We start from the raw sequence: 20947 nt of genomic DNA, 5'->3' as shown, positions 1-20947 counted from the left end.
AGAAGCCGCATTCTAACGCGGCCCTTCTTCCATCAACGCGAACCGGCCGGCGTTTTCTCCAGCACTTGCATACGCAACAGCTCCGCCTCGACCTGCTGCGCCGGATAGCGCTCACGCAAGCTGGCGAGCAGAGCATCGGCCTGCTTTTCATCGCCTTGACGACGCAGGACGAGCACCTGGCGCAGTGCATCTTGCAACGCCCCCGGGCGTGGTGCGCCGGCAGGCGCTGCTTGCACGGTCTTTTTCTGCGACTCATCGGCCATCGCGGGAGCAGAAGACTGCATTTCCATGCGCGCTTCGGGGGCGGCCATCTTGCGGCTCATCCGTGGCGCCTCTGCCGCCGCTGGCGCGACAGGCGCCGGAGCCGGTGCGCTCATCGGCACAGCCTGGTCATAGGCCTTGGGCGCTTCGTCCAGCGTGCGCCAGGTCAGCCCGAGCCCTAGAACCAGCGTGGCCAGGCTGGCGAACGCGGCCGGCCAGCGCCAGCGTGCGGCAAAAGATCCGTGGCGCGCCCGATCAGGCCGTGGCGTTTCATCCAGGCTCGGCTCGACCGCCTGGCGTGCCGCATCGAGGATCAATGCATCCAATGCCGGCGAGGGCTGTCCCTGGCTGTGCTGGCGGTAATGATCGAGCAACGCCTGCTCATCCCGGGATAGATCATGACGGCTCATGCGGACACCTCTTCGGCCGAGGCCGGATCGGCCAGCAGCCGACGCAACTTGTTCAGGGCATAACGCAAACGGCTTTTCACGGTTTCCGCGGGCGTCTGGGTCAGTTCGGCGATTTCGTTCAATTCCAGATCGCCATGGACACGCATCAGGAACACTTCGCGCTGCTCGTCGGGCAGGTCGGCAAGTGCCGCCTGCAAGCGCTCCTGGTCGCGACTGAGCAGCAGTTGCTGTTCCGGCCCTGGGCCCGGATCGGCGCTGGCGTGCTGCTGCTCGTCATACTCATCGAGCTTTCCCTGGTGGCGACCGCTCTTGCGCCAATGGTCGATCAGCCGGTTGCGCGCGATCTGGTACAGCCAGGTCTTGAACAGCACCGCCTCGCGCTGCTCGCTGGAACTGCGGATCAGGCTCATCCAGGTCTCCTGGAAGACCTCCTCGGCCAGGGCGTGATCCGCGCACAGGCCAAGCAGGAAGCGGAACAGGCCAAGACGATGGCGTTCGTAGAGTTGGCTGAACGCAGCGGCTTCACCGTTGCGATAACGCCGCAACAAGGCGGCGTCGTCTTCTGGCAGTGGGTTCAATTAGTCGGCCCTGACCTGAACGTTTTGCGAAGTTTGCAGGCTTTGCGCCAGTTCGGCCAGTTGCACGAACTCGGCACGCAAGCCGTAGCGATCCTCGCCCTTGGCCGAACGCGCCAAAGCCGCGCTATCGGCGATGCTGAACGAGCCGACGTAAGTGCCGCCGCTGAGCTGCTGGGCGAAGGCCGCCACCGCCGCGGCGAAGCGCAGGTCCTCGCTGGCGCTGGCAATGGACTTGGCTGGCTTTTCCGCCGCGATGGGCTGCTCGACCAGCTCGCTCGCCTGCCCATGCGGCGTCTTGTAACGCAGACGCAGCCAGGCGATCTCCCCGGCCTTGCCGGCAGGCTTGGCCGCATCGGCATAGCGCAGCGGTTCGAGCCAGCCCTTGGCGCCCACCGGGACGATCTCATAGAGCGCAGTGACCGTATGGCCAGCGCCGATATCGCCAGCGTCGACCTTGTCATTGTTGAAGTCTTCCCGCTTCAACGCACGGTTTTCATAGCCGAGCAGGCGGTACTCGCTGACCTCGCCCGGGTTGAACTCGACCTGGATCTTCACATCCCTGGCCACCGTCGCCAGGGTCGAGCTGAGCTGCTCCACCAATACCTTGCGTGCCTCACGCAGGTTGTCGATATAGGCATAGTTGCCATCGCCGGCATCGGCCAACTGCTCCATCAGTTGCTCGTTGTAATTGCCCGTGCCGAAACCGAGGGTGGTCAGCGATACGCCACTCTTGCGCTTGTCGGCCGCCAGCGCCTTGAGCGCGTCGAAGTCGCTGATGCCGACGTTGAAGTCACCATCGGTGGCCAGCAGGATGCGGTTGATACCGTTCTTCAGCAGGGCTTTCTGCGCCTCCTGATAAGCCAGTTGAATTCCCGACTCCCCCGCCGTCGAACCGCCCGCACTGAGCCGCTCGATGGCCGCGCGGATCTTCGCCTTCTGGTCGCCGGGCGTGGATTCGAGCACCACACTGGCATCGCCGGCGTAGGTCACCAGCGCCACACGGTCTTGCGGGCGCAACTGATCGACCAGCAGCTTCAACGTGCTCTGTACCATCGGCAGGCCATCGGGACGATCCATCGAGCCCGAGACATCGACCAGGAACACCAGGTTGGCCGGTGGCAAGGCCTCGACCTGCATGTCCGAAGCCTTGATCGCGATACGCAGCAGTCGAGTCTGGGGATTCCACGGCGAAGCGGCCAGTTCGGTGGTCACCCCGAAAGGGGTGGCGCCGCTCGGTTGCGGATAGGCATAGGGGAAATAGTTGACCAGCTCCTCCAGGCGCACCGCCTCCCTGGGCGGCAAGTTGCCGCCATTGAGGAAACGCCGGACGTTGGCGTAGCTGCCGGTGTCGACGTCGATGCTGAAGGTGGACACCGGTTGCTCGGCGACCGCATGCAGCGGATTCTCGGCAATTTTCTGGTATTGCTCGCGGCCCTCCACCTGATAGGCCGCGCTGCTATCCAGCAGCGGCGCCGGCGCTATCGCGGCAGGCATGGTTGCCAGCATCCGCGGCTTGGCGAGCGAGGCACCGGTCTTCCTCGAAGACTCCTCGGCGGCGACCTGAGGTAAAGAGGTTTCGACGGCCGGCTGCACGCGGGTGTCGTTGCTGGCCACGTTGCAGCCGGCCAGGCCAAGCAGGATGCCAGCGGTGAAGCCGGCGCCGAGAGGATGAAAAGCAGAGCGGGACATGGGGCGTTCTCCTTGAGCGACAGTCCATTCGCTCAGGTAGACGGAGCCCCTGGCCGATTCGGGTCAGGCCGATATACGAAAAGTTTCGCCAGCCTCGGCGCACAACTGCGACGCCAGCATGCCAAGCGCCATCATCGCCCGCTCCGCCTCGCGGTTCCAGGGAATGCCGCAGGTCAGGCGCACACAGTTGTTGAACTGCTCGGTGTTGCTGAAGATCATGCCCGGCGCAATGCTGATGCCCTGGAGCAAGGCACGGGCATGCAGGTCCTTGACGTTGACCCGTCCGGGCAGGCTGACCCAGAGGATGAAACCGCCATGGGGCCGGGTCATCTGCGTGCCATCCGGGAAGTACTGCTGCACGGCCATCTGGTAGGCCGTCAGGTTCTTGCGGTACTCCTGGCGGATATGCCGCAGATGGCGGTCATAGCCGCCGTTCTCCAGATAGGCGGCAACGCCCATCTGGGTCACGCTGCAGGCCGAGTGGGTGCTGAAGGTCTGCAGCCGTTCGATCTCCTCCTGATGACGCCCGGCGATGATCCAGCCGATGCGCACGCCCGGCGAGATGGTCTTGGAAAAACTCGAGCAATAGATCACCTGGTCGAGATGATCATGGGCCTTGAGCGCCTTGAGCTTCGCCGGTTCGAACAGCAGTTCGCCGTAGATGTCGTCCTCGATCACCTGGATGCCGTAGTCGGAAGTAAGGCGCAGCAACTGCTTTTGCCGCTCTTCGGGGATGCTGCCGCCCATGGGGTTGCTCAATCGCGCGGTCAGCACCAACGCCTTGATCGGCCACTGGTTGGCCGCCAACTGCAGGGCTTCCAGGCTCATGCCGGTGGACGGGTCGCAGGGAATCTCGATGACCTTGAGGCCCAGCAGATCGGCCAGTTGCAGCAGGCCGTAGTAGGTCGGCGACTCGGTGGCGATCAGGTCGCCCGGCTTGGTGGTGACGCGCAACGCCATGTGGATCGCGTCGACGCAGCCGTGGGTGATCACCACTTCCGACGGATTGACCACCACGCCGGCGTCACGCATGCGGATCGCCACCTGGCGACGCAGCGGCTCGAAGCCGGGACTGAACATGTAGCTGAACGCCTGCGGGCTCTGGAAACGGGTGACCTTGGCCAGTTGTTGGTGCAATGCCCGCACCGGCAGGTAATCGACATGCGGCACCGCGGCGCCGAGGGGAAACACGTTTTCCTGGCGGGAGTCGGTCAGCACCTGGCTGATGATGCTGCCCCGGGTCACCAGGGTAGGACGTTCGACTCGGGAGATGTCCGGGGTCGAGGCGGTGAGCGCCGCGCTCTGGTGCACGTAATAGCCCGACTGCGGACGTGCGCGAATCAGCCCCTGATCCTCGAGATTGGCGTATGCCTGCAGCACCGTGGCGTGGCTGACGCTGAGCTGGGCGCTCATCTTGCGTACCGAAGGCACGCGCTCGCCCGGCTGGTAGACACCACGACGGATATCCTCGGCCAGTTGCTGGGCGATACGTTGATAGAGCAACAGGCTGGTCATTTTGGCGCTCCGCAGGAAACTGGACCAGTACAGTAGCTCAATACCGGGAAAATTCATCCATACAGTTTCCCGGATCATTTCCCATACAGATTCACAGCAACGGCCCGTTCAACCAGACTGTTATGCCAACGAAGCGCTATTCACGAACCGGACCGATACGCCCCTGATCGTCGGAGAAGACGATTTCCACCCGCCGATTCTGCGCTCGGCCACGTTCGGAGGCATTGTCGGCCACCGGATAGGCTTCGCCATACCCCTCGACGCCAATGCGTTTGGGCTCGACACCCAGGTCGACCAGCGCATCGACCACGGCCTGGGCGCGGTCGCGGGACAGCTTGATGTTCTCCTTGCGATCGCCCTTGCCATCGGTATAGCCCTCGACCCGCACGACGCGCTTCGGGTTGAGCTGAAGGAACTGCACCAGCTTGAGGATGGTACGGTTGGCAGCGGGCTTGAGTTCGGCCAGGCCCGGATCGAACAACACGTCGCCGAGCGTCAGCACCAGGCCGCGGTCGGTTTCCGTGGTGGCGAGACTGACCATCTGTTCTTCAAGCCATTTGCCCTGCTGCTGCACGCTGGCCAGCTTGGCCTCGCGCAAGCCCAGTTGCAGCCGTTGGCGTTCGAGTTCGAGCTTGGCCAGGCGCTCCTGGTCCTGGGCCAGCCTGCTGTGCTCGCTGGCGATGGCGCTGTAACGCTGGCTGAGGTAGGCGTAATGAGCGACATCGTGCTCGCTGCCCCAGTAGTTGCCCAGGCGCTGGGCACGGCCCAGCGACTCGCCGGCACGAATCACATCCTTCGGCGCGCTGCGCAGTACATCAGGATCTTCCTTGACCGCCTGGAAACGGGCCTCGGCCTCGGAGACGGCCTGCTCACCCTGTTGGCCGGCGCAACCAGACAAGCCGCAGACGACGAAAACGGCAACGAGTGGATACTTCACTGGACTGCCCTCAGTTGCTTGCGCAGGCGCTCGATTCTCAGGTTGAGGTCCGCGACCTGCCGCTCGCTCTTCTGCGTCAACACCTTGGCCTCGGCGAGGCGGGCATCCAGTTCGGCCTGTTCGGCCAGCATGCGCGCGCGCTTGTAGTCCTCTTCGGCCATGTTCTTTTCGGCCCGAGCGAGCTTGCTCTCGGCCTGCGCCATTTCCGGGATGTCCTGGCCAGCGCCGATCGCACGGGCCTGCTCGACCGCCTGCTGGGTCAGGCGCATCTGTTCGTTGGGGGCCGGGTCGTTGGCACAACCCGACAAGGCGAAAAACGCCAGGGCGGCATAGGTAAATCGCGTGATCACTACAAGCTTCCTACTTATTCGGCGAGGTATTCACGGGCTGAGACTGCAAGTCTCTCCACAGCGCGAGATTACGTTGCAACAGGGTTTCCGGCAGTCCGGAGGCGGCCAATTCTGTCATCTTTTTCGCCAACTGTCCGCGCAGCCACGGATCGTTGCAGGCCGAGTCGTGGGACAGGCCGAGGAACAGGCCCTCGCTGGAAACAGGTACGTCCAGCGCCTGCAGATCGCCAAGCAGGCCGAGCGTCTCGGCGACGGCAACGCCAGGGTAGCGTTCGTAAACCACGTAGTCGGTGCGGTCGAGCAGCAATTGCTGGAAAGCCTGGGCCAGGCTGGGCACGCTTTCCAGGGTCAGGTTGGCCTTGGCGAACGTGTCGAAGGCCTGGCCGGAGCTATTGTCGACCAGCTTGCCGCCGGCCTTGCCCTTGAGGTCGTCCCAGTGGGCGAAAGGAAACTCGCGCCCCTTGTGTACCCACACCAGGCTCTGGGTTTCGTAGAACGCCGGATGGATGTAGTCCATCAGCTCCAGGCGCTCCAGGGTGATGAACGCCCCGGCGAGCAGATCGACGCGTCCGCTGCGCACCTCGTCCTGGGCCTGCGACCAGGGGCCGCTGTACAGGACATCGATCTTCACGCCAATGGCCTCGCCGATGGCGGCCAGCAGATCGGCGTTGGCGCCGATGAGTTTCTCCGGGTTCTGCGGGTCCTGCCAGAGATAAGGCGGATACTCCGGATTGCCGGTGGCGACCAGCCGCTCGCACTTGCCTGCCGCCAATAGCGAGGTGCTACTGACAAGCCCGGCGAACAACAGGGAAAACAATCTGGGTGACAGCATGCGCATGGACCAATGTCCCGTTCCGGAAATCACAGGGGGGCTTCGAGCCCGACGAGGCGACGAGGCGACGAGGCGACGATCCTAGCGCAAAAACACCAAGCGAATGAGGAGGCAACGGCAGCGGCACGCTTCAAGACGGCTGGCCGCCGCTATTCTCCAGCGCCTTTGGCTGCTCGTGGTTACTCATCCAGCCGCGACAACGCCGCACGCTCGTAGCTCGGATACAGGTGGGTGATGCTGCGCACCAGTTCGTAACGACTCAGGCTGACCTTGGCGAAACGCTCGGGAATCGGCGTGCGCAGCAAGTCATTCATGTCGGCGCCCTCGGCCACGCCGGCGCGCATCACGCTATCGAGCCAGCCCAGGTAATCGCGCATCTGCACGAAAGGCTGCTCATCGCTCGCCAGCGGCCCATGGCCAGGCACGACCAGGCGCCAGGGGAGCTTGCGCAGGGTCTCGATATCGTCCAGCCAGACTTGCAGTCCCGGGCTGTTCGGCGTGGTCAGCGCGCGCTGGTAGAAGACGATATCGCCGGCGAACAACACGCCGGTCTTCTCATCGAGAATCGCCAGGTCGGCACCGGTATGGCCATGCAGCTCCAGCAGGCGCAGGCGATGTCCGCCCACCTCCATCACACCCGCCTCGGCAACCCGGTTCGGCAACACCACTTCGGTGCCGCGCATCCAGTCGCCGACCAGGCGGTACATGTTCTCCGCCATGGCATTGCCCTGCTCCTCCAGCAACGTGCGGGTGCCGGCCAGGGCGAAGATCGGCACGTCGGCGAAGGCCTGGTTGCCCAGCACGTGATCAGGATGATGGTGCGTCAGCAACAGGCGCTCGACCGGTTTGCCGGTGACCTTGGCGATAACCTGGCGCAATGCCTCGCCATAGCGTTTCGACGGGCCGCTGTCGATCACCACCACCCCGGCGTCGGTCTCGATGAACGCGACATTGACGATATCGCCACCGTTGCTGGCCGCGAAGTTGTCGGTGCTGCCTTCGAGCAGCCAGGTGCCTTCGGCAATCCTGCGCGGCTGCAGGTCGTAGCTCAGCTCGGCCTGCACCGGGCCGACACATAGCAGCGTGAACAGAAGAAACAGGCCGCGCATGGTCAAGCCGTCAGGCGCACATCGCTGATCTGCAACTGCGGCTGGACATTGGTGAAGTTGGGCAGGTCACCCATGATCCGGTCGCCGTGGGGCGCGAAGGCGCCCTGGAAATCCTCCAGGCTATCGAACAGCAAGTGACCGATGGCCACGAACGGTTGCAGGCCCTGCCCACCCTCGCTGGCCAGGCCATGGTCGACAGCGATGCCTTTGCAGGCGCTACCCAGGCAGTCGCGCACCAGGGCCATGTGGGTGTTGCAGTAGTAGTCGATGTCGAAGCGTACGTCGGCACCGTTCGGGTAAAACACGCTGACCTTGATCATCACTGCCTTCCTTCGTTCATGGTTTGGCGGCGGCGATGGCCGCGCTGAATTCATTGCCGTTGTTGTCGCGCAGCCAAAGAGTCGTGCGGCGATGGCCACGCACTTCGAAGGTCAGGCTCGGGTTCTCGCTGACCGCCGGATACAGGTCGAGGCGCGCCAGCACCTCGCCGCGCTCATCACGCAGCTCGGCGTGATCGATATAGAACTCGGGGATGCCGCCGATCAGCCCGTTATCCATGGGATGGGAAATCTGCACCCTCACACGCTCATCGCCACGCCGGGCGAACACGCCGCCACGGACCTGGCCCAGGCGTTTTTCCCAGCCCGGCTGCGCGCGCACCACACTCGGCGCGGTGCAACCGCCACCGGCGGCATCGACCCAGGCCGAGCCCACATGCCAGATGCCGTCGTCACCGAGCAGCGCGGCCCTGACCGGCGTGGCCTGCTCGATACGGATACGCACCGCCAGCAGCGGTAGCAGCCCCTCGCCGGGATAAAGCGTCAAGGCATGGGGAATGGGATTGAGCTCGGCCCACAACAGCAGCTTGCCGTAACGCCCAGGCAAAGCCCGGGCATCGATCTCCACCGGTACCTGGCGGGCATCTTCGGCGAACGGCGGCACGCTGACCTTCACCCGCTCATCGAAGATGAACGGCTCGCCGCCGAGCAGACGCTTGTGGTGATAATCCCAGACCACCGAGGGCATCGGATCGCCCGTGGCGGCCCTGGCCAGCAGTGGCAGGCCAAGGGCACCGAGAAGCAGCGCACGCCTGTGCATCTGAACTCCTTGCTGTTGACGTCGCTACTCGACGTGCACGCTCTCCAGGTACGAGCGAATCGCCCACAGGCCTTCCTGGCTGATGAAGTCGGCCATCTTCGGCATGTACACGGCACCGTCGCGCACCGCACCGTTGATCACCCGCTCCTTGAACCACTCGTCGCCCTCGGCACCGGCTTCCAGTTCGCGCAGGTCAGGGGCGATACCGCCGGATTTGGCCTCCAGGCCGTGGCAGCGCGCGCAGTTCTGGTTGTAGGCGGTGGCACCGATCTCCACGGCCAGCTTGTTGTTGGCATAAGGCGGGCGGTAGGGGTTTTCGTCGCGCCATTCCTTGCCCAGTGGCTCCAACCCATCGGTATTGACCGCCTGCGGGGTCATGTCACCGTGGGCCAAGGCGAATCCGGTCACGCTCAGGCTCGCCAGGAACATCAGGCTGCGCACTGCGTTTTTCTTATTCATGACTTCCAAACCTCATCGAGTAGCTATGCAAGGCGAACGCTCAGGCCGAGCGTTGTAAGCAAATGTTAGAAACGCTCCCACACTCTCTGAATGCTGCTTTGGTTGCCGCCCTCTACTCCCTTGGTAGTAGCGCGTGAGACCGCCTCGCGGGTGTCTTTCGGCGCAAGTCCAAGTCATGCCCGCACCGGGAATTTTTCCCGCCTTAATTGGGAAGTTTTCCGTGTCGGCAGTCGGGCCGCCCTCGCACCATGAATGCACCAGGTCAGCGGCCCGCCAACGACCTCGTGCATATCAAACCCACGGGAAACACAACCATGACAAGAAGATCGTTACCCAGCGCTGCCAAACCCCTGGCCCTCGTGATCCTCGGCGCCAGCCTGACCATGTCCGGCCTGGCCGCCGCCAAGAGCGTGACCTGGGACGACATCGCCAACGACCACAAGACCACCGGCGACGTCCTGCAATACGGCATGGGCACCAATGCCCAGCGCTACAGCCCGCTGACCCAGGTCAACGACAAGAACGTGTTCAAGCTGGTGCCAGCCTGGTCCTACTCGTTCGGTGACGAGAAGCAGCGTGGCCAGGAGTCCCAGGCCATCGTCAGCGACGGCGTGGTCTATGTCACGGCGTCCTACTCGCGGGTCTTCGCCATGGATGCCAAGACCGGCAAGCGCCTGTGGGTCTACAACCATCGCCTGCCGGACGACATCCGCCCGTGCTGTGACGTGGTCAACCGTGGCGCCGCCATCTATGGCGACAAGATTTTCTTCGGCACCCTCGATGCGTCGATCGTCGCGCTGAACAAGGACACCGGCAAAGTCGTGTGGAAGAAGAAGTTCGGCGACCATGGCGCCGGCTACACCATGACTGGCGCACCGACCCTGATCAAAGACAAGGTGACCGGCAAGACCCTGCTGATCCACGGCAGCTCCGGCGACGAATTCGGCGTGGTCGGCCAGCTCTATGCACGCGACCCGGACACCGGCGAAGAAGTCTGGATGCGCCCGTTCGTCGAAGGCCACATGGGCCGCCTGAACGGCAAGGACAGCACCGTCACCGGCAACGTCAAGGCACCGTCCTGGCCGGATGATCCGAACTCGCCGACCGGCAAGGTCGAGGCCTGGAGCCACGGTGGCGGCGCCCCCTGGCAGAGCGCCAGCTTCGATGCCGAGACCAACACCATCATCGTCGGCGCCGGCAACCCCGGCCCATGGAACACCTGGGCGCGCACCGCCAAGGGCGGTAACCCGCACGACTACGACAGCCTGTACACCTCCGGCCAGGTCGGCGTAGACCCGAGCACCGGCGAAGTGAAATGGTTCTACCAGCACACGCCGAACGATGCCTGGGACTTCTCCGGCAACAACGAACTGGTCCTGTTCGACTACAAGAACAAGGATGGCAAGACCGTCAAGGCCACGGCCCACGCCGACCGTAACGGCTTCTTCTATGTGGTCGACCGTACCAACGGCAAGCTGCAGAACGCCTTCCCCTTCGTCGACAACATCACCTGGGCCAGCCACATCGACCTGAAGACCGGTCGTCCGGTCGAGCGCGAAGGCCAGCGTCCGGCGCTGCCGGAGCCAGGCCAGAAACATGGCAAGCCAGTCGAAGTCTCGCCGCCCTTCCTCGGCGGCAAGAACTGGAACCCCATGGCCTACAGCCAGGACACCGGCCTGTTCTACGTACCGGCCAACAACTGGAAAGAGGACTACTGGACCGAGGAAGTCAACTACAAGAAAGGCTCCGCCTACCTGGGCATGGGCTTCCGCATCAAGCGTATGTACGACGACCACGTCGGCAGCCTGCGCGCCATGGACCCGACCACCGGCAAAGTGGTCTGGGAACACAACGAGAAGCTCCCATTGTGGGCGGGCGTACTGGCGACCAAGGGCAACCTGGTGTTCACCGGTACCGGCGACGGCTTCCTCAAGGCCTTCGACGCCAAGTCCGGCAAGGAACTGTGGCAGTTCCAGACTGGCTCCGGCATCGTCTCCCCGCCCATCACCTGGGAACAGGATGGCGAGCAGTACATCGGCGTGACCGTCGGTTACGGCGGCGCGGTTCCGCTGTGGGGTGGCGACATGGCCGAGCTGACCAAGCCGGTCGCCCAGGGTGGTTCGTTCTGGGTGTTCAAGCTGCCTAGCTGGGACAACAAGCAAGCCAAACGCTGAGTGAAGGATGCCCCGGCCATGTGCCGGGGCATCTGTCTCAGAACCTGCAATTGCTGACGGTGCACCACGCACCCACAGGACATGCCATGAAATACCTGTCCCTGCTTCTGCCCCTCGCCCTGCTCGCCGGCACGGCCCATGCCCTGGCCAACGACGATGACGACACCCTGGTGATCAACGGCTGCCGTATCGAAGCCCAGAGCAAATGCCCCGGTGCCGACCTGCGCAACGCCAACCTGAGCAACCAGGACCTGCGCAAGATGGATCTCTCCGGTGCCGACCTGTCCGGCGCCAACCTGCGTCACGCCAACCTCGACATGGCCAACCTGGAAAAAGCCAGGCTCAACGGTGCCAACCTGACCCGCGCCAGCCTGCAGCAGACCAACATGCGCCAGGCCGACTTCACCGACGCCAAGCTGGTCGGCATCAACGGCTGGGCCTTGTTTGGCCAGGTCGCCCAGTTCCAGGGCGCCGACCTGACCGGTGCCAACCTCGAATTCGCCCGCCTGATCGGCGCCAAGCTGCACGATGCCAACCTGCACGCCGCCGACCTGGAGATGACCTCGCTGAACAAAGCCGACCTCAAGGGCGCCAACCTCACCGACGCCAACCTGCAGGAATCCAAGTTCAGCGACGCCAACCTGGAAAATGCCATCCTCACAGGTACGCGCAATCACTACGCCAACTTCCAGGGCATCAACACGGAAGGCTGCAAGGACTGCCCGAAAGGGTGGGACTGATAGCGAGTGGCAAGCTTCAAGCGACAAGTGCAAGCAATACGGGCAAACACATTTTTGCCCTGGCCCTGACTTGAAGCTTGAGGCTTGCAACCTGAAGCCGCCGGCAACCGTAATGGCACCTTGAGCTGGCCCTTCGCCAACCATCGAAGCCAGTATCCATGAGGGTTTTGACCACTCGTCGAGTATTTGGGAATTGTTCTCAGATCAATGAAACTTGAGCCCTGAGCGTGGTCCGAAACCACTTCACCCACTCAAGCGGAGCGGCTCGAAATGCTCGATCTCACCAGCTGGATCCTGACAACTCCACAGCCCAAAGCCACCGTCGAAGTCGCCACGGCCCGGCTCGCGACCGGTTACGAAAACCAGTACTACCAGGTCAACGGCAACGACAGTGTGACCTTCTGGGTGCCCGTCAACGGCTCGACGACCGAAAGCGCCAAATATCCGCGCAGCGAACTGCGCGAAGCCTATACCAACGGCGAGCGGCGCAACTGGTACTACAACGAAGCGAAGAACAACATCCTCAGTGCCGTGGTATCGGTGCAGCAGGTACCGAGCAAGGGCAAGGTCGTGATCGGCCAGATCCACAGCACCGACGAACCGGGCAGCAGCAACGATCCGCTGCTCAAGTTGCAGTACCACTATGACGAAGAGAGCGGCACCGGCTCGATCGAGGCGCTGCTGCGCAAACGCCCCGGCGACAAGACCTCGCAGAACATCCCATTGATCACTGGCGTCACCCTCAACGAGCGCTTCGCCTACCGCCTGCGCCTGACCGCCAGCGGACGCCTGAGCATCCGCGTGACCAACACTGACGACAATGGCGCCTACTCGCGCCAATTGGCCGGCGCCTGGGGCCGCCAGCAGCTCTACTTCAAGGCGGGCGCCTACCCGCAGGACAATTCGGGACCGAGCAGCGAAGGCGCACGGGTGACGTTCTACCACCTCAATACGGCTCACGGCAGCCTGTGAGCGAGTCGCAGTGGCGGTCATGCCAATACGGATCATCGTCGGCGCGCCTGGGAACGCGTAGCGGACGTACGCGGGCATTCGACGCCACCCGCCCCCGGCTTGAGTGGCCATTCGCTTACCGCGACTTGGTTAATCCATGTCGCGCCCTTACCTTGTGATGTCATACCCGTATCGATGCAAGGAGCAACCATGACCCCGACCCTGCTGGAACGCTACCAGGGCTGCCTGCTTGGCCTGGCCTGCGGCGATGCCGTCGGCACCACCGTGGAGTTCAGGCCACGCGGCAGTTTCACGCCGGTCACCGATATGCTTGGTGGTGGGCCCTTCAACCTGCAGCCCGGCCAGTGGACCGACGACACCTCGATGGCCCTGTGCCTGGGCGAAAGCCTGCTCGCCAAACAGGGTTTCGACGCCGCCGACCAGATGGGCCGCTACCTCAACTGGTGGCAATGGGGCTACCTCAGCGCCACAGGCACCTGCTTCGACATCGGCATGACCGTCAGTGACGCCCTCGCCCGCTACCAGCAGACCGACGAGCCATTCTCGGGCTCGACCCATCCACGCACCGCTGGCAACGGCTCGTTGATGCGCCTGGCGCCCGTGGTGCTGTTCTATTACCCGCATCGCGAAGCCCTGATCGAATACAGCGCCTTGAGTTCACGCACCACCCACGGCGCGCCCGAGGCGCTGGAAAGCTGCGTGCTGTTCGCCCTGATGCTGGCCAAGGCCCTGGCTGGCGAGACGAAGGAGGCCATCCTGGCAATCGACGACCCGGTGTTCAGCGCAACCAAGGTCGCCGACCTGGCACGAGGGACCTACCGCGACAAGGCACGCGAGCAGATCGTCGGCTCCGGCTACTGCATCGCCTCCCTGGAAGCCGCCCTGTGGTGCTTCGCCCACAGCCAATCCTTCGCCGAAGCCGTGCTGCTGGCGACCAACCTGGGGGACGATGCCGATACCACTGCCGCCATCACCGGGCAGATCGCTGGCGCCTTCTATGGGGTCGAAGGCATTCCATCCGCCTGGCGCGAACGCCTGTACATGGGGCAGGAAATCACCGCGATGGCAAAGGCATTGCTGGAGCGATAGCTTCAGGCGCTCAAGCGCTCCACCCCACCCCGCTCCCCGGTCCGCAGGACCCCGGTATCGATGGCCAGATGCACCAGCTCGGCCTGGGAGACCACCTGCAACTTGTTCTTCAGCAGGGTCTGGTGATTGGACACGGTCTTGTTGCTGATGCACAGCCGCTCGGCGATCTGCCGGGTCGACAGGCCACGGGCGAGCATCACGAATATCTCGAACTCACGCTGGGTCATGTCACGCAGGCGCGGATCATGGCCATCGTGGGCCAGATGATTACACGCCAGCAACGTGGCCAGTGGTTGCTCGATATAGAGATGGCCGGCCAGGGTCCGGCGTACGGCCTCGACCAAGACCTCGGTCGATACCCGTTTGGTCAGGTAACCGGAGGCGCCGAGTTCCAGGGCCTGGCGCACGATATGCAACTCATCGTGCATGCTGAAGAACAGCACGCGCAGTTGCGGCAGGCGCTGGCGCAGTCGGCGGGTGGTCTCCAGGCCGCTGATGCCGGGTAGACCGATATCCATGATGATCAGGCTGGGGATACCTTCCTGCACCCGCTGCAATGCCTCTTCGCCACTCCCCGCCTCGCTCAGTTGCACCTCCGGCAACGCGGCGCTCAACAGGCTGGCGCAGCCATGGCGTACCACCGCGTGATCATCGACCAGGAGAATCTTCATCGGCACTCCTCGGGACGCCGCTAGCGTCCGCTTCCCTGAGATAGAACGGCTGCCGATCCCACCTGGGCATGCGCTGCCGCCGCATGCACCCTGTCGAAGCCGATCAGGCTGGCGATCAGCAAGAAATTGAGCAGCAAGGCTTTGAGGACATTCATGGCAGGCCTCTCTTATCGTTTCCGATCATCCTAGAGCTAGCACCCGGCCGAACCTCTACTACCTTGGTACAGGCGCGCCGGTACTTTCTGTATATTCCCCGTGCCGCGGGCAGTTCCTATGCTGAAAAAACAATAAAAGAGGAGCCCAGCATGTCTTCCTATGCCGCCTATCTCCTGCTGTATCTGGGTGCGCTGTGCTGCGCCAGCCTGATCGCCACCGACCTGCAGGCCGCCGGGCATGAGCCTGCCCGTTCGCCCCTCGCCCACTACCCCGCCGGGATGCTGCGGTGAAGCTGCTCGCCGTGGTCCTGCCCTTGACCCTGGGCAGCGGCCTGGGGGGCAGCCTGGTACTTGCGCCACAGACCAGCGACCCGCTGCGCAGTGCCTACCTGGTCAGCAGCCTGCGCGTTCCCTGCCTGAGCGGCGAACGCTACCTGAACAATGGCGACAGCCAGGCGGCGGCCACGGTCTTCGAAGACTGCGTCAAGCGTTGGGACGATATCTATTCGATGCTGCAACTGGCCAGGCTCTACCAGGACAGCCAGCCACGCCGCGCCAGCGAAATGCTGTCGCGGGCCCAAAACCAGAGCCCGGCCCAGACCGCCTACTGGCAGGCTCGCCTGAGCAGTGACGAACGCTCGACAGTGCGCTGAAAACAGTACTTTGGTCGCAAAACCACCTTTCGAACGTAGCATTCACAGTCGTACCGGCTTATGGCTCTAATGGCCTGCCCTTCTAATAAAAACGACCTGGGACCATCCCGAGCATGATCAGATCGATCGCCTGTGCCCTGCTCACACTCTGCCTGTCCGCCAGCCTGGCGCTGGCAGCGGAGATGCCGCTGTTCAATGCCGACGGCTATCGCCAAACCCAATACCGCAGCCCCACGCCTCACGACGCCGAGGGCGCCACCACCCTCGATACTCCGGCCCTGCAGGCTCTGCTGCGCGACAACCCGCGTACCCTGCTGATCGACGTCTACCGTCAGCAGTGGCTCAACGACCGCTTCATTGCCGAACAGCCCCCCCATGCCAACCTGCCAGGCAGTACCTGGCTCGCCAACGTCGGCGACGGCCATTTGGAGCCGCTCTGGCAAGCCTATTTCGAGGACAATCTCAATCGTCTCAGTGAGCAGCGCAAAGACCGCCCGCTGGTGTTCTACTGCAAATCCGACTGCTGGCTGTCCTGGAACGCGATAAAACGTGCCCGGACCTTGGGTTACAACGCCTTGTACTGGTACCGTGATGGCATCGATGCCTGGCACCAGGCCGGCCTGCCACTGCAGCCGGCACAAGCCGTTCTTCCTTGATTTCGCCGAATAATCATAAGAAAAGAGGTTCTCAGGTCATGTACAAGATACTCATCGCGGACGACCATCCGCTGTTTCGCGAAGCCATCCATAACGTCATCAGTGACGGTTTCCCGGAAAGCGAGATCATGGAGACCTCGGACCTCGACAGCGCCCTGGCCCTGACCCAGAGCCACGACGACCTCGACCTCATCCTGCTCGACCTGAACATGCCCGGCATGCATGGCCTCAACGGCCTGATCAACCTGCGCAACGAAGCGCCGACCATTCCCGTGGTGATCGTTTCCGCCGAGCAGGACAAGCAGATCGTGCTGCAGGCCATCACCTATGGGGCGGTCGGCTTCATCACCAAATCCTCGCCACGGGCGCAGATGACCGAGGCCATCGACCAGATCCTCAACGGCAACGTCTATCTGCCGTCGGACATCATCCGCACCCAGAAGAGCAGCAGCCGCCGCAGCCAGTCGAACGAACCGAGCATTGCCCCGGAACTGCTGCAGGCGCTTACCCGCAAGCAACTGCTGGTACTGGAACGCATGACCAAGGGCGAATCGAACAAGCAGATCGCCTACAACCTCGACATCGCCGAAACCACGGTCAAGGCCCACGTGTCGGCGATCCTGCGCAAGCTCAACGTACACAACCGGGTGCAGGCGATCCTGTCTGCCGGTGATATCGACTTCGCCGCCTACCTGCGCCGCTGATGCTGCGTGTCGCAGCGCTCACGGCACTGGCCATGCTGGCCTTTGCCGGCAACTCCCTGCTCTGTCGGGTCGCCCTGCGTGACAGCCAGCTGGACCCGGCCAGCTTTACCGCCATCCGCCTGGTCTCCGGTGCCGTGGTGCTCGCCCTGCTGGTCGCATTGCGCCGCCAAGGCCCGATCCGCGGCGACTGGCGCTCGGGCCTGGCCCTGTTCGGCTATGCCGCGGGCTTTTCCTTTGCCTATGTAGAACTCGATGCGGGAGCCGGCGCCCTGGTGCTGTTCGGCGCGGTACAGGCCAGCATGATCGGCTACGGCTGGCTCAAGGGCGAACGCCTGGGCCTGAAACAGCTCACCGGGTTGGGACTGGCCATCGGCGGCCTGCTCTACCTGCTGCTCCCCGGGGCCAGCGCGCCACCGCCCGGCGCAGCGGGAATGATGGTGCTGGCGGGAGTTTCCTGGGCGTTCTATTCCCTGCTCGGACGTGGCAACAGCGATCCGCTCGCGGCTACCGCCGGCAACTTCCTGCGCAGCCTACCCGCCCTGCTGCCACTGTGCGCGCTGTATTACAACCACCTGAGCTGGGACGGACCGGGGGCCTTTTACGCCGTGCTGTCCGGTGCCCTGGCCTCGGGTATCGGCTACGCCATCTGGTACGCGGCCCTGCCCCACCTGAAAGCCATCCAGGCCGCCAGCGTACAGCTCAGCGTGCCGATCATCGCCTCGGTTGGCGGCGCCTTGCTGCTGGGCGAAATCCTGAGTCTGCGCCTGGCCCTGGCCTCGATGGCGGTGCTGGGCGGGATTGCGTTGATTCTGCTGGCGAAGCGGCGCGCTGGCTGATCGGCCGCGATGAAGCAGGAGCGGACGTTCGTGCGATGTACGTGGTGTGTTTAACCGTCATTCCCGCGAAGGCGGGAACCCAGAAGCGCCTTTTATTTGGGCTCCCGCCTTCGCGGGAGTGACGGTAAGTAATCTCGGTGTCCGCTTTTGCCTCATTGCAGCCGCTCCTGGCCGCACTCAGCGCTGAATCACAGATTCATCACATCGACGAAACGCGGCGTGGCGGTTTCGTCGATCTTCAGGCTGGTGAAGTCGAACAGGTTGCGGTCGGCCAGTTGCGACGGCACCACGTTCTGCAGGGCACGGAACATGATCTCGGTGCGCCCCGGCGACTTGCGTTCCCACTCCAGCAGCATCTCCTTGACCACCTGGCGCTGCAGGTTTTCCTGGGAGCCGCACAGGTTGCACGGGATGATCGGGAACTGCTTGATGTCCGAATAGGCCTGGATGTCCTTCTCGCTGCAGTAGGCCAGTGGGCGGATCACCACGTTGCGGCCGTCGTCGGCGCGCAGCTTCGGCGGCATGGCCTTGAGCGTGCCGCCGTAGAACATGTTGAGGAAGAAGGTTTCCAGGATATCGTCGCGATGGTGGCCGAGGGCCATCTTGGTCGCGCCGATCTCGTCGGCGTAGGTGTACAGCGTGCCACGCCGCAGGCGCGAGCACAGCGAGCAGGTGGTCTTGCCTTCCGGGATCTTCTCCTTGACCACCGAGTAGGTGTCCTTCTCGATGATGGAGTGCGGCACACCGATGGATTCCAGGTAGGCCGGCAAGATGTGCTCGGGGAAGCCCGGCTGCTTCTGGTCCATGTTCACCGCGACGATCTCGAACTTGATCGGCGCCACCTTCTGCAGGTACAGCAGCACGTCGAGCATGGTGTAGCTGTCCTTGCCGCCGGACAGGCAGACCATCACCTTGTCGCCATCCTCGATCATGTTGAAATCGGTGATGGCCTCGCCCGCCAGGCGGCGAATGCGTTTCTGCAGTTTGTTCTGGTTGACCGAAAGGCTGGTGGACATGGCGCGGGGAAATCCGGGAATGGGCGAAAAGCCGGGCATTTTACGCGCAAAGCGGCGCCATGGCAGCCCATGATAGGCTGCGCCGATGAATAGCGAACTCGATCCCGCCCTCGACCTGCCCACGCACGTCCTCATTGTTCTGCGCGAGGCCGGCGATGGTCTCAGCGAATACCAGTTGATCCAATGGCTCAAGGCCCGGCACTGCACGCATATCCCACGTCTGGAACTGAGCGACAAGCTGGTGCTGTTCCGTACCCATTTCCTGCTGTTCAACGCCCTGTACCTGCTACGTGACCGGCTCTGGGAGGCCCGCAGCGATCACCTGGAGATCGCGCCCCTGTGCATTCGCCTGCTGCCCTGGCAAGCGGGACAGGCCGCCGTGGCCGAGCGCGACGAGCTGCGTACCTACTACCTCGATCTTTCCCACTTGCGCGACACCGACGAACGGGACGTCGAACGCCTGCTCACCAGCTTCTGGACGCGCATGCAGGGCGGCGAGGAAAAGCGCGCCGCCCTGGAGCTATTCGAACTCAACGACGACCAGCCGCTGGATTTGGCGCGGATCAAGCGGCGCTATAGACAACTGGTCAGCGAGCACCATCCAGACCGCGGCGGCAACGGCGGACGCTTGCAGTCGATCAACCTGGCCATGGAAATCCTGCAGCGCTATTACCGCTGAAGGCGGGCCATCCACAAATAACGACCCGCTATCAGCAGCACCTGAAAAGAGCCATTCACTCTAAAAGCCCCGCAGCGCCTGCCCTGTAGCCTATCTATACTGAATGGCAACGGTGCACCCGCGCCGCGCTCAGGATACGGAGGAACAGCTCATGATCAGTCACGTTCCGGGCCTCTTCACCCATCCCGACCAAGAGTGGCAGGAAATCCGTCGCGAAGACGAGAGCGTCAGCCACATGTACCTCACCCACATCCTGATCCTGGCGGCCATTCCCGCCGTCTGTGCGTTTGTCGGCAGCACCCGGGTCGGCTGGACCGTCGGCAACGGCAGTGCCGTGACCCTGACCCAGGCCAGCGCCTTGCAGATGACCGTGATGGCCTACCTGGCGATGCTCGCCGGCGTGGCCGTAATGGGCGCCTTCATTCACTGGATGGCCCAGACCTACGACGCCAACCCGAGCCGCAGCCAGTGCCTGGTGTTCGCCGCCTACACCGCCACGCCGCTGTTCATCGGCGGTATCGCGGCGCTCTACCCGAGCCTGTGGCTGATCATGCTGGTCGGGATTGCGGCAGCGGCCTACACCACTTACCTGCTGTACAGCGGCCTGCCGACCTTCATGGGTATTCCCAGCGAGGAAGGCTTCATGTTCTCCAGCTCGGTACTGGCCGTGGGATTGGTGGTACTGGTCGCCATGCTCGCCTGTTCGGTGATTGCCTGGAGCCTGGGCGTCGGTCCTGTGTACGTGAGCTGACCGACGAGTCGCAGCGGTGGCGGAGCAAGTCCAGCAGGCACATTGATGGGACGACCGGTGGCAGGTTCAGCCCGCCCGGCACTTGCGGCATAATCCCGATCCCCAGGGAGGAGCCGCATGCCCGAGTCGCTCTACAAACGCGTGGAAGACTGCTATCAGCAGGCCGAAGCGTTCTTCAAATGCCCGTTCCCGCGCCCTGAAGTCAGCTTCAAGCTGCGTGGACAAAAAGCAGGTGTGGCACACCTGAGCGAAAACCTGCTGCGTTTCAACCCCAAGCTGTACAGCGAAAACCGCGAACACTTCCTCAAGCAGACCGTCGCCCACGAGGTCGCCCACCTGATCGCCCACCACTTGTTTGGCGGACGCATCCAGCCGCATGGCGAGGAATGGCAACTGATCATGCGCGGCGTCTATGAGTTGCCTCCGGACCGCTGCCACACCTACGACGTGGGCCGGCGCAAGGTGACTCGCTACCTCTACCTGTGCCAATGCCCGGAGGAAGAATTCCCCTTCTCGGCCCAGCGCCATACCCTGGTGGCCAAGGGGCGCCGCTATTTCTGTCGGCGCTGCCGGGCAACCCTGGTATTCAGTGGCGAGCAGCGGGTGGAGTGAG

Annotated in this window: 26 protein-coding genes; 12 read left to right on the top strand and 14 right to left on the bottom strand. The window is 63.4% G+C overall.

What is annotated here, in order from left to right; all coding sequences use genetic code 11:
• Window positions 1–32 precede the first annotated feature (32 nt).
• The 11 genes from ACSZPK_RS05395 to pedF form a co-directional block, all read right to left on the bottom strand.
• Window positions 33–671: a hypothetical protein gene (locus ACSZPK_RS05395; protein ID WP_437880391.1), complete on the bottom strand. Its 639-nt coding sequence runs from the start codon at window positions 669–671 to the stop codon at window positions 33–35.
• A complete protein-coding gene (locus tag ACSZPK_RS05390) occupies window positions 668–1249 on the bottom strand; it encodes an RNA polymerase sigma factor (RefSeq protein ID WP_437880390.1) in 582 nt (193 codons plus the stop codon). Before ACSZPK_RS05390 ends, ACSZPK_RS05395 begins: the two co-directional genes overlap by 4 nt.
• Complete coding sequence (locus ACSZPK_RS05385) at window positions 1250–2938, bottom strand: vWA domain-containing protein (protein WP_437880389.1); 1689 nt, start codon at window positions 2936–2938, stop codon at window positions 1250–1252.
• Between the two features lie 63 nt (window positions 2939–3001).
• The gene (locus tag ACSZPK_RS05380; RefSeq protein ID WP_437880388.1) at window positions 3002–4453 is read right to left on the bottom strand and encodes a PLP-dependent aminotransferase family protein; all 1452 of its coding nucleotides are present in this window, start codon (window positions 4451–4453) and stop codon (window positions 3002–3004) included.
• Between the two features lie 136 nt (window positions 4454–4589).
• Window positions 4590–5390, bottom strand: a complete 801-nt coding sequence (locus tag ACSZPK_RS05375; RefSeq protein WP_437880387.1) for an OmpA family protein — start codon at window positions 5388–5390, stop codon at window positions 4590–4592.
• The gene (locus tag ACSZPK_RS05370) at window positions 5387–5713 is read right to left on the bottom strand and encodes a DUF4398 domain-containing protein (protein WP_437880994.1); all 327 of its coding nucleotides are present in this window, start codon (window positions 5711–5713) and stop codon (window positions 5387–5389) included. The genes ACSZPK_RS05375 and ACSZPK_RS05370 overlap by 4 nt, the downstream gene beginning before the upstream one ends.
• 37 nt (window positions 5714–5750) lie before the next feature.
• On the bottom strand, window positions 5751–6572 hold the full coding sequence (locus ACSZPK_RS05365; protein ID WP_437880386.1) for a substrate-binding periplasmic protein: 822 nt from the start codon (window positions 6570–6572) through the stop codon (window positions 5751–5753).
• Window positions 6573–6751: 179 nt separating this feature from the next.
• Complete coding sequence (locus ACSZPK_RS05360) at window positions 6752–7681, bottom strand: quinoprotein relay system zinc metallohydrolase 1 (RefSeq protein ID WP_437880385.1); 930 nt, start codon at window positions 7679–7681, stop codon at window positions 6752–6754.
• A gap of 2 nt (window positions 7682–7683) precedes the next feature.
• Window positions 7684–8001, bottom strand: a complete 318-nt coding sequence (locus tag ACSZPK_RS05355; protein WP_437880384.1) for an EthD family reductase — start codon at window positions 7999–8001, stop codon at window positions 7684–7686.
• Between the two features lie 16 nt (window positions 8002–8017).
• Window positions 8018–8779, bottom strand: a complete 762-nt coding sequence (locus ACSZPK_RS05350; protein ID WP_437880383.1) for a quinoprotein dehydrogenase-associated SoxYZ-like carrier — start codon at window positions 8777–8779, stop codon at window positions 8018–8020.
• A gap of 24 nt (window positions 8780–8803) precedes the next feature.
• Window positions 8804–9238, bottom strand: a complete 435-nt coding sequence (gene pedF / locus ACSZPK_RS05345) for a cytochrome c-550 PedF (RefSeq protein ID WP_437880382.1) — start codon at window positions 9236–9238, stop codon at window positions 8804–8806.
• Window positions 9239–9621: 383 nt separating this feature from the next.
• On the opposite strand from pedF, the gene exaA reads away from it, so the two are divergent.
• From exaA to ACSZPK_RS05325, 4 genes are all read left to right on the top strand, one after another.
• The gene (gene exaA, locus ACSZPK_RS05340; protein ID WP_437880993.1) at window positions 9622–11412 is read left to right on the top strand and encodes a quinoprotein ethanol dehydrogenase; all 1791 of its coding nucleotides are present in this window, start codon (window positions 9622–9624) and stop codon (window positions 11410–11412) included.
• 86 nt (window positions 11413–11498) lie between these two features.
• Entirely contained in the window at window positions 11499–12152 is a 654-nt protein-coding gene (locus ACSZPK_RS05335) for a pentapeptide repeat-containing protein (protein ID WP_437880381.1), read from the top strand.
• 270 nt (window positions 12153–12422) lie between these two features.
• A complete protein-coding gene (locus ACSZPK_RS05330; RefSeq protein WP_437880380.1) occupies window positions 12423–13124 on the top strand; it encodes a polysaccharide lyase family 7 protein in 702 nt (233 codons plus the stop codon).
• A gap of 189 nt (window positions 13125–13313) precedes the next feature.
• On the top strand, window positions 13314–14213 hold the full coding sequence (locus ACSZPK_RS05325) for an ADP-ribosylglycohydrolase family protein (protein ID WP_437880379.1): 900 nt from the start codon (window positions 13314–13316) through the stop codon (window positions 14211–14213).
• A 2-nt stretch (window positions 14214–14215) separates the two neighbouring features.
• On the opposite strand, the gene ACSZPK_RS05320 is transcribed toward ACSZPK_RS05325, so the two are convergent.
• Window positions 14216–14884, bottom strand: coding sequence for a response regulator transcription factor (locus tag ACSZPK_RS05320; RefSeq protein ID WP_437880378.1), 669 nt, complete (start codon window positions 14882–14884; stop codon window positions 14216–14218).
• A gap of 20 nt (window positions 14885–14904) precedes the next feature.
• Window positions 14905–15039: a hypothetical protein gene (locus ACSZPK_RS05315; RefSeq protein WP_437880377.1), complete on the bottom strand. Its 135-nt coding sequence runs from the start codon at window positions 15037–15039 to the stop codon at window positions 14905–14907.
• Between the two features lie 150 nt (window positions 15040–15189).
• Here ACSZPK_RS05315 and ACSZPK_RS05310 point away from each other — a divergent pair, with 150 nt between their 5' ends.
• From ACSZPK_RS05310 to ACSZPK_RS05290, 5 genes are all read left to right on the top strand, one after another.
• Entirely contained in the window at window positions 15190–15330 is a 141-nt protein-coding gene (locus ACSZPK_RS05310; protein WP_437880376.1) for a hypothetical protein, read from the top strand.
• Window positions 15327–15692, top strand: coding sequence for a hypothetical protein (locus ACSZPK_RS05305; RefSeq protein ID WP_437880375.1), 366 nt, complete (start codon window positions 15327–15329; stop codon window positions 15690–15692). Before ACSZPK_RS05310 ends, ACSZPK_RS05305 begins: the two co-directional genes overlap by 4 nt.
• A gap of 113 nt (window positions 15693–15805) precedes the next feature.
• Window positions 15806–16348, top strand: coding sequence for a PQQ-dependent catabolism-associated CXXCW motif protein (locus tag ACSZPK_RS05300; protein WP_437880374.1), 543 nt, complete (start codon window positions 15806–15808; stop codon window positions 16346–16348).
• A 38-nt stretch (window positions 16349–16386) separates the two neighbouring features.
• Window positions 16387–17052 carry a response regulator gene (locus tag ACSZPK_RS05295; protein ID WP_437880373.1) on the top strand — a complete coding sequence of 222 codons (666 nt, stop codon included), beginning with the start codon at window positions 16387–16389 and terminating at the stop codon, window positions 17050–17052.
• Window positions 17052–17888: a DMT family transporter gene (locus ACSZPK_RS05290; protein ID WP_437880372.1), complete on the top strand. Its 837-nt coding sequence runs from the start codon at window positions 17052–17054 to the stop codon at window positions 17886–17888. Before ACSZPK_RS05295 ends, ACSZPK_RS05290 begins: the two co-directional genes overlap by 1 nt.
• A gap of 188 nt (window positions 17889–18076) precedes the next feature.
• On the opposite strand, the gene ttcA is transcribed toward ACSZPK_RS05290, so the two are convergent.
• Window positions 18077–18904 carry a tRNA 2-thiocytidine(32) synthetase TtcA gene (ttcA, locus tag ACSZPK_RS05285; protein ID WP_437880371.1) on the bottom strand — a complete coding sequence of 276 codons (828 nt, stop codon included), beginning with the start codon at window positions 18902–18904 and terminating at the stop codon, window positions 18077–18079.
• 85 nt (window positions 18905–18989) lie between these two features.
• On the opposite strand from ttcA, the gene ACSZPK_RS05280 reads away from it, so the two are divergent.
• The 3 genes from ACSZPK_RS05280 to ACSZPK_RS05270 all read left to right on the top strand — a co-directional run bounded on the left by ACSZPK_RS05280 (window position 18990) and on the right by ACSZPK_RS05270 (window position 20946).
• Window positions 18990–19583 carry a DNA-J related domain-containing protein gene (locus tag ACSZPK_RS05280; protein ID WP_437880370.1) on the top strand — a complete coding sequence of 198 codons (594 nt, stop codon included), beginning with the start codon at window positions 18990–18992 and terminating at the stop codon, window positions 19581–19583.
• A gap of 151 nt (window positions 19584–19734) precedes the next feature.
• A complete protein-coding gene (locus tag ACSZPK_RS05275) occupies window positions 19735–20334 on the top strand; it encodes a Yip1 family protein (protein ID WP_437880369.1) in 600 nt (199 codons plus the stop codon).
• Window positions 20335–20451: 117 nt separating this feature from the next.
• Window positions 20452–20946 (top strand): SprT family zinc-dependent metalloprotease, encoded by a 495-nt coding sequence (locus tag ACSZPK_RS05270; RefSeq protein ID WP_437880368.1) that lies wholly within the window; start codon window positions 20452–20454, stop codon window positions 20944–20946.
• Window position 20947: the final 1 nt, after the last annotated feature.

The organism is Pseudomonas sp. LRF_L74 (assembly GCF_965644255.1).
In the GTDB taxonomy this organism is placed as follows: Bacteria; Pseudomonadota; Gammaproteobacteria; order Pseudomonadales; family Pseudomonadaceae; genus Aquipseudomonas.
The sequence above is the reverse complement of the archived record's forward strand: the minus strand, read 5'-3'. Positions and strand labels throughout refer to the sequence as shown.

Coding starts and splice junctions, on each gene's coding strand:
- ACSZPK_RS05330 (WP_437880380.1), top strand. CDS start 12,423: ATGCTCGATCTCACCAGCTGGATCCTGACAACTCCACAGCCCAAAGCC.
- ACSZPK_RS05365 (WP_437880386.1), bottom strand. CDS start 6,572: ATGCTGTCACCCAGATTGTTTTCCCTGTTGTTCGCCGGGCTTGTCAGT.
- ACSZPK_RS05335 (WP_437880381.1), top strand. CDS start 11,499: ATGAAATACCTGTCCCTGCTTCTGCCCCTCGCCCTGCTCGCCGGCACG.
- ACSZPK_RS05395 (WP_437880391.1), bottom strand. CDS start 671: ATGAGCCGTCATGATCTATCCCGGGATGAGCAGGCGTTGCTCGATCAT.
- ACSZPK_RS05320 (WP_437880378.1), bottom strand. CDS start 14,884: ATGAAGATTCTCCTGGTCGATGATCACGCGGTGGTACGCCATGGCTGC.
- ACSZPK_RS05350 (WP_437880383.1), bottom strand. CDS start 8,779: ATGCACAGGCGTGCGCTGCTTCTCGGTGCCCTTGGCCTGCCACTGCTG.
- ACSZPK_RS05280 (WP_437880370.1), top strand. CDS start 18,990: ATGAATAGCGAACTCGATCCCGCCCTCGACCTGCCCACGCACGTCCTC.
- ACSZPK_RS05295 (WP_437880373.1), top strand. CDS start 16,387: ATGTACAAGATACTCATCGCGGACGACCATCCGCTGTTTCGCGAAGCC.
- ACSZPK_RS05275 (WP_437880369.1), top strand. CDS start 19,735: ATGATCAGTCACGTTCCGGGCCTCTTCACCCATCCCGACCAAGAGTGG.
- exaA (WP_437880993.1), top strand. CDS start 9,622: ATGTCCGGCCTGGCCGCCGCCAAGAGCGTGACCTGGGACGACATCGCC.
- ACSZPK_RS05300 (WP_437880374.1), top strand. CDS start 15,806: ATGATCAGATCGATCGCCTGTGCCCTGCTCACACTCTGCCTGTCCGCC.
- ACSZPK_RS05385 (WP_437880389.1), bottom strand. CDS start 2,938: ATGTCCCGCTCTGCTTTTCATCCTCTCGGCGCCGGCTTCACCGCTGGC.
- ttcA (WP_437880371.1), bottom strand. CDS start 18,904: ATGTCCACCAGCCTTTCGGTCAACCAGAACAAACTGCAGAAACGCATT.
- ACSZPK_RS05360 (WP_437880385.1), bottom strand. CDS start 7,681: ATGCGCGGCCTGTTTCTTCTGTTCACGCTGCTATGTGTCGGCCCGGTG.
- ACSZPK_RS05315 (WP_437880377.1), bottom strand. CDS start 15,039: ATGAATGTCCTCAAAGCCTTGCTGCTCAATTTCTTGCTGATCGCCAGC.
- pedF (WP_437880382.1), bottom strand. CDS start 9,238: ATGAATAAGAAAAACGCAGTGCGCAGCCTGATGTTCCTGGCGAGCCTG.
- ACSZPK_RS05290 (WP_437880372.1), top strand. CDS start 17,052: ATGCTGCGTGTCGCAGCGCTCACGGCACTGGCCATGCTGGCCTTTGCC.
- ACSZPK_RS05380 (WP_437880388.1), bottom strand. CDS start 4,453: ATGACCAGCCTGTTGCTCTATCAACGTATCGCCCAGCAACTGGCCGAG.
- ACSZPK_RS05270 (WP_437880368.1), top strand. CDS start 20,452: ATGCCCGAGTCGCTCTACAAACGCGTGGAAGACTGCTATCAGCAGGCC.
- ACSZPK_RS05355 (WP_437880384.1), bottom strand. CDS start 8,001: ATGATCAAGGTCAGCGTGTTTTACCCGAACGGTGCCGACGTACGCTTC.
- ACSZPK_RS05310 (WP_437880376.1), top strand. CDS start 15,190: ATGTCTTCCTATGCCGCCTATCTCCTGCTGTATCTGGGTGCGCTGTGC.
- ACSZPK_RS05325 (WP_437880379.1), top strand. CDS start 13,314: ATGACCCCGACCCTGCTGGAACGCTACCAGGGCTGCCTGCTTGGCCTG.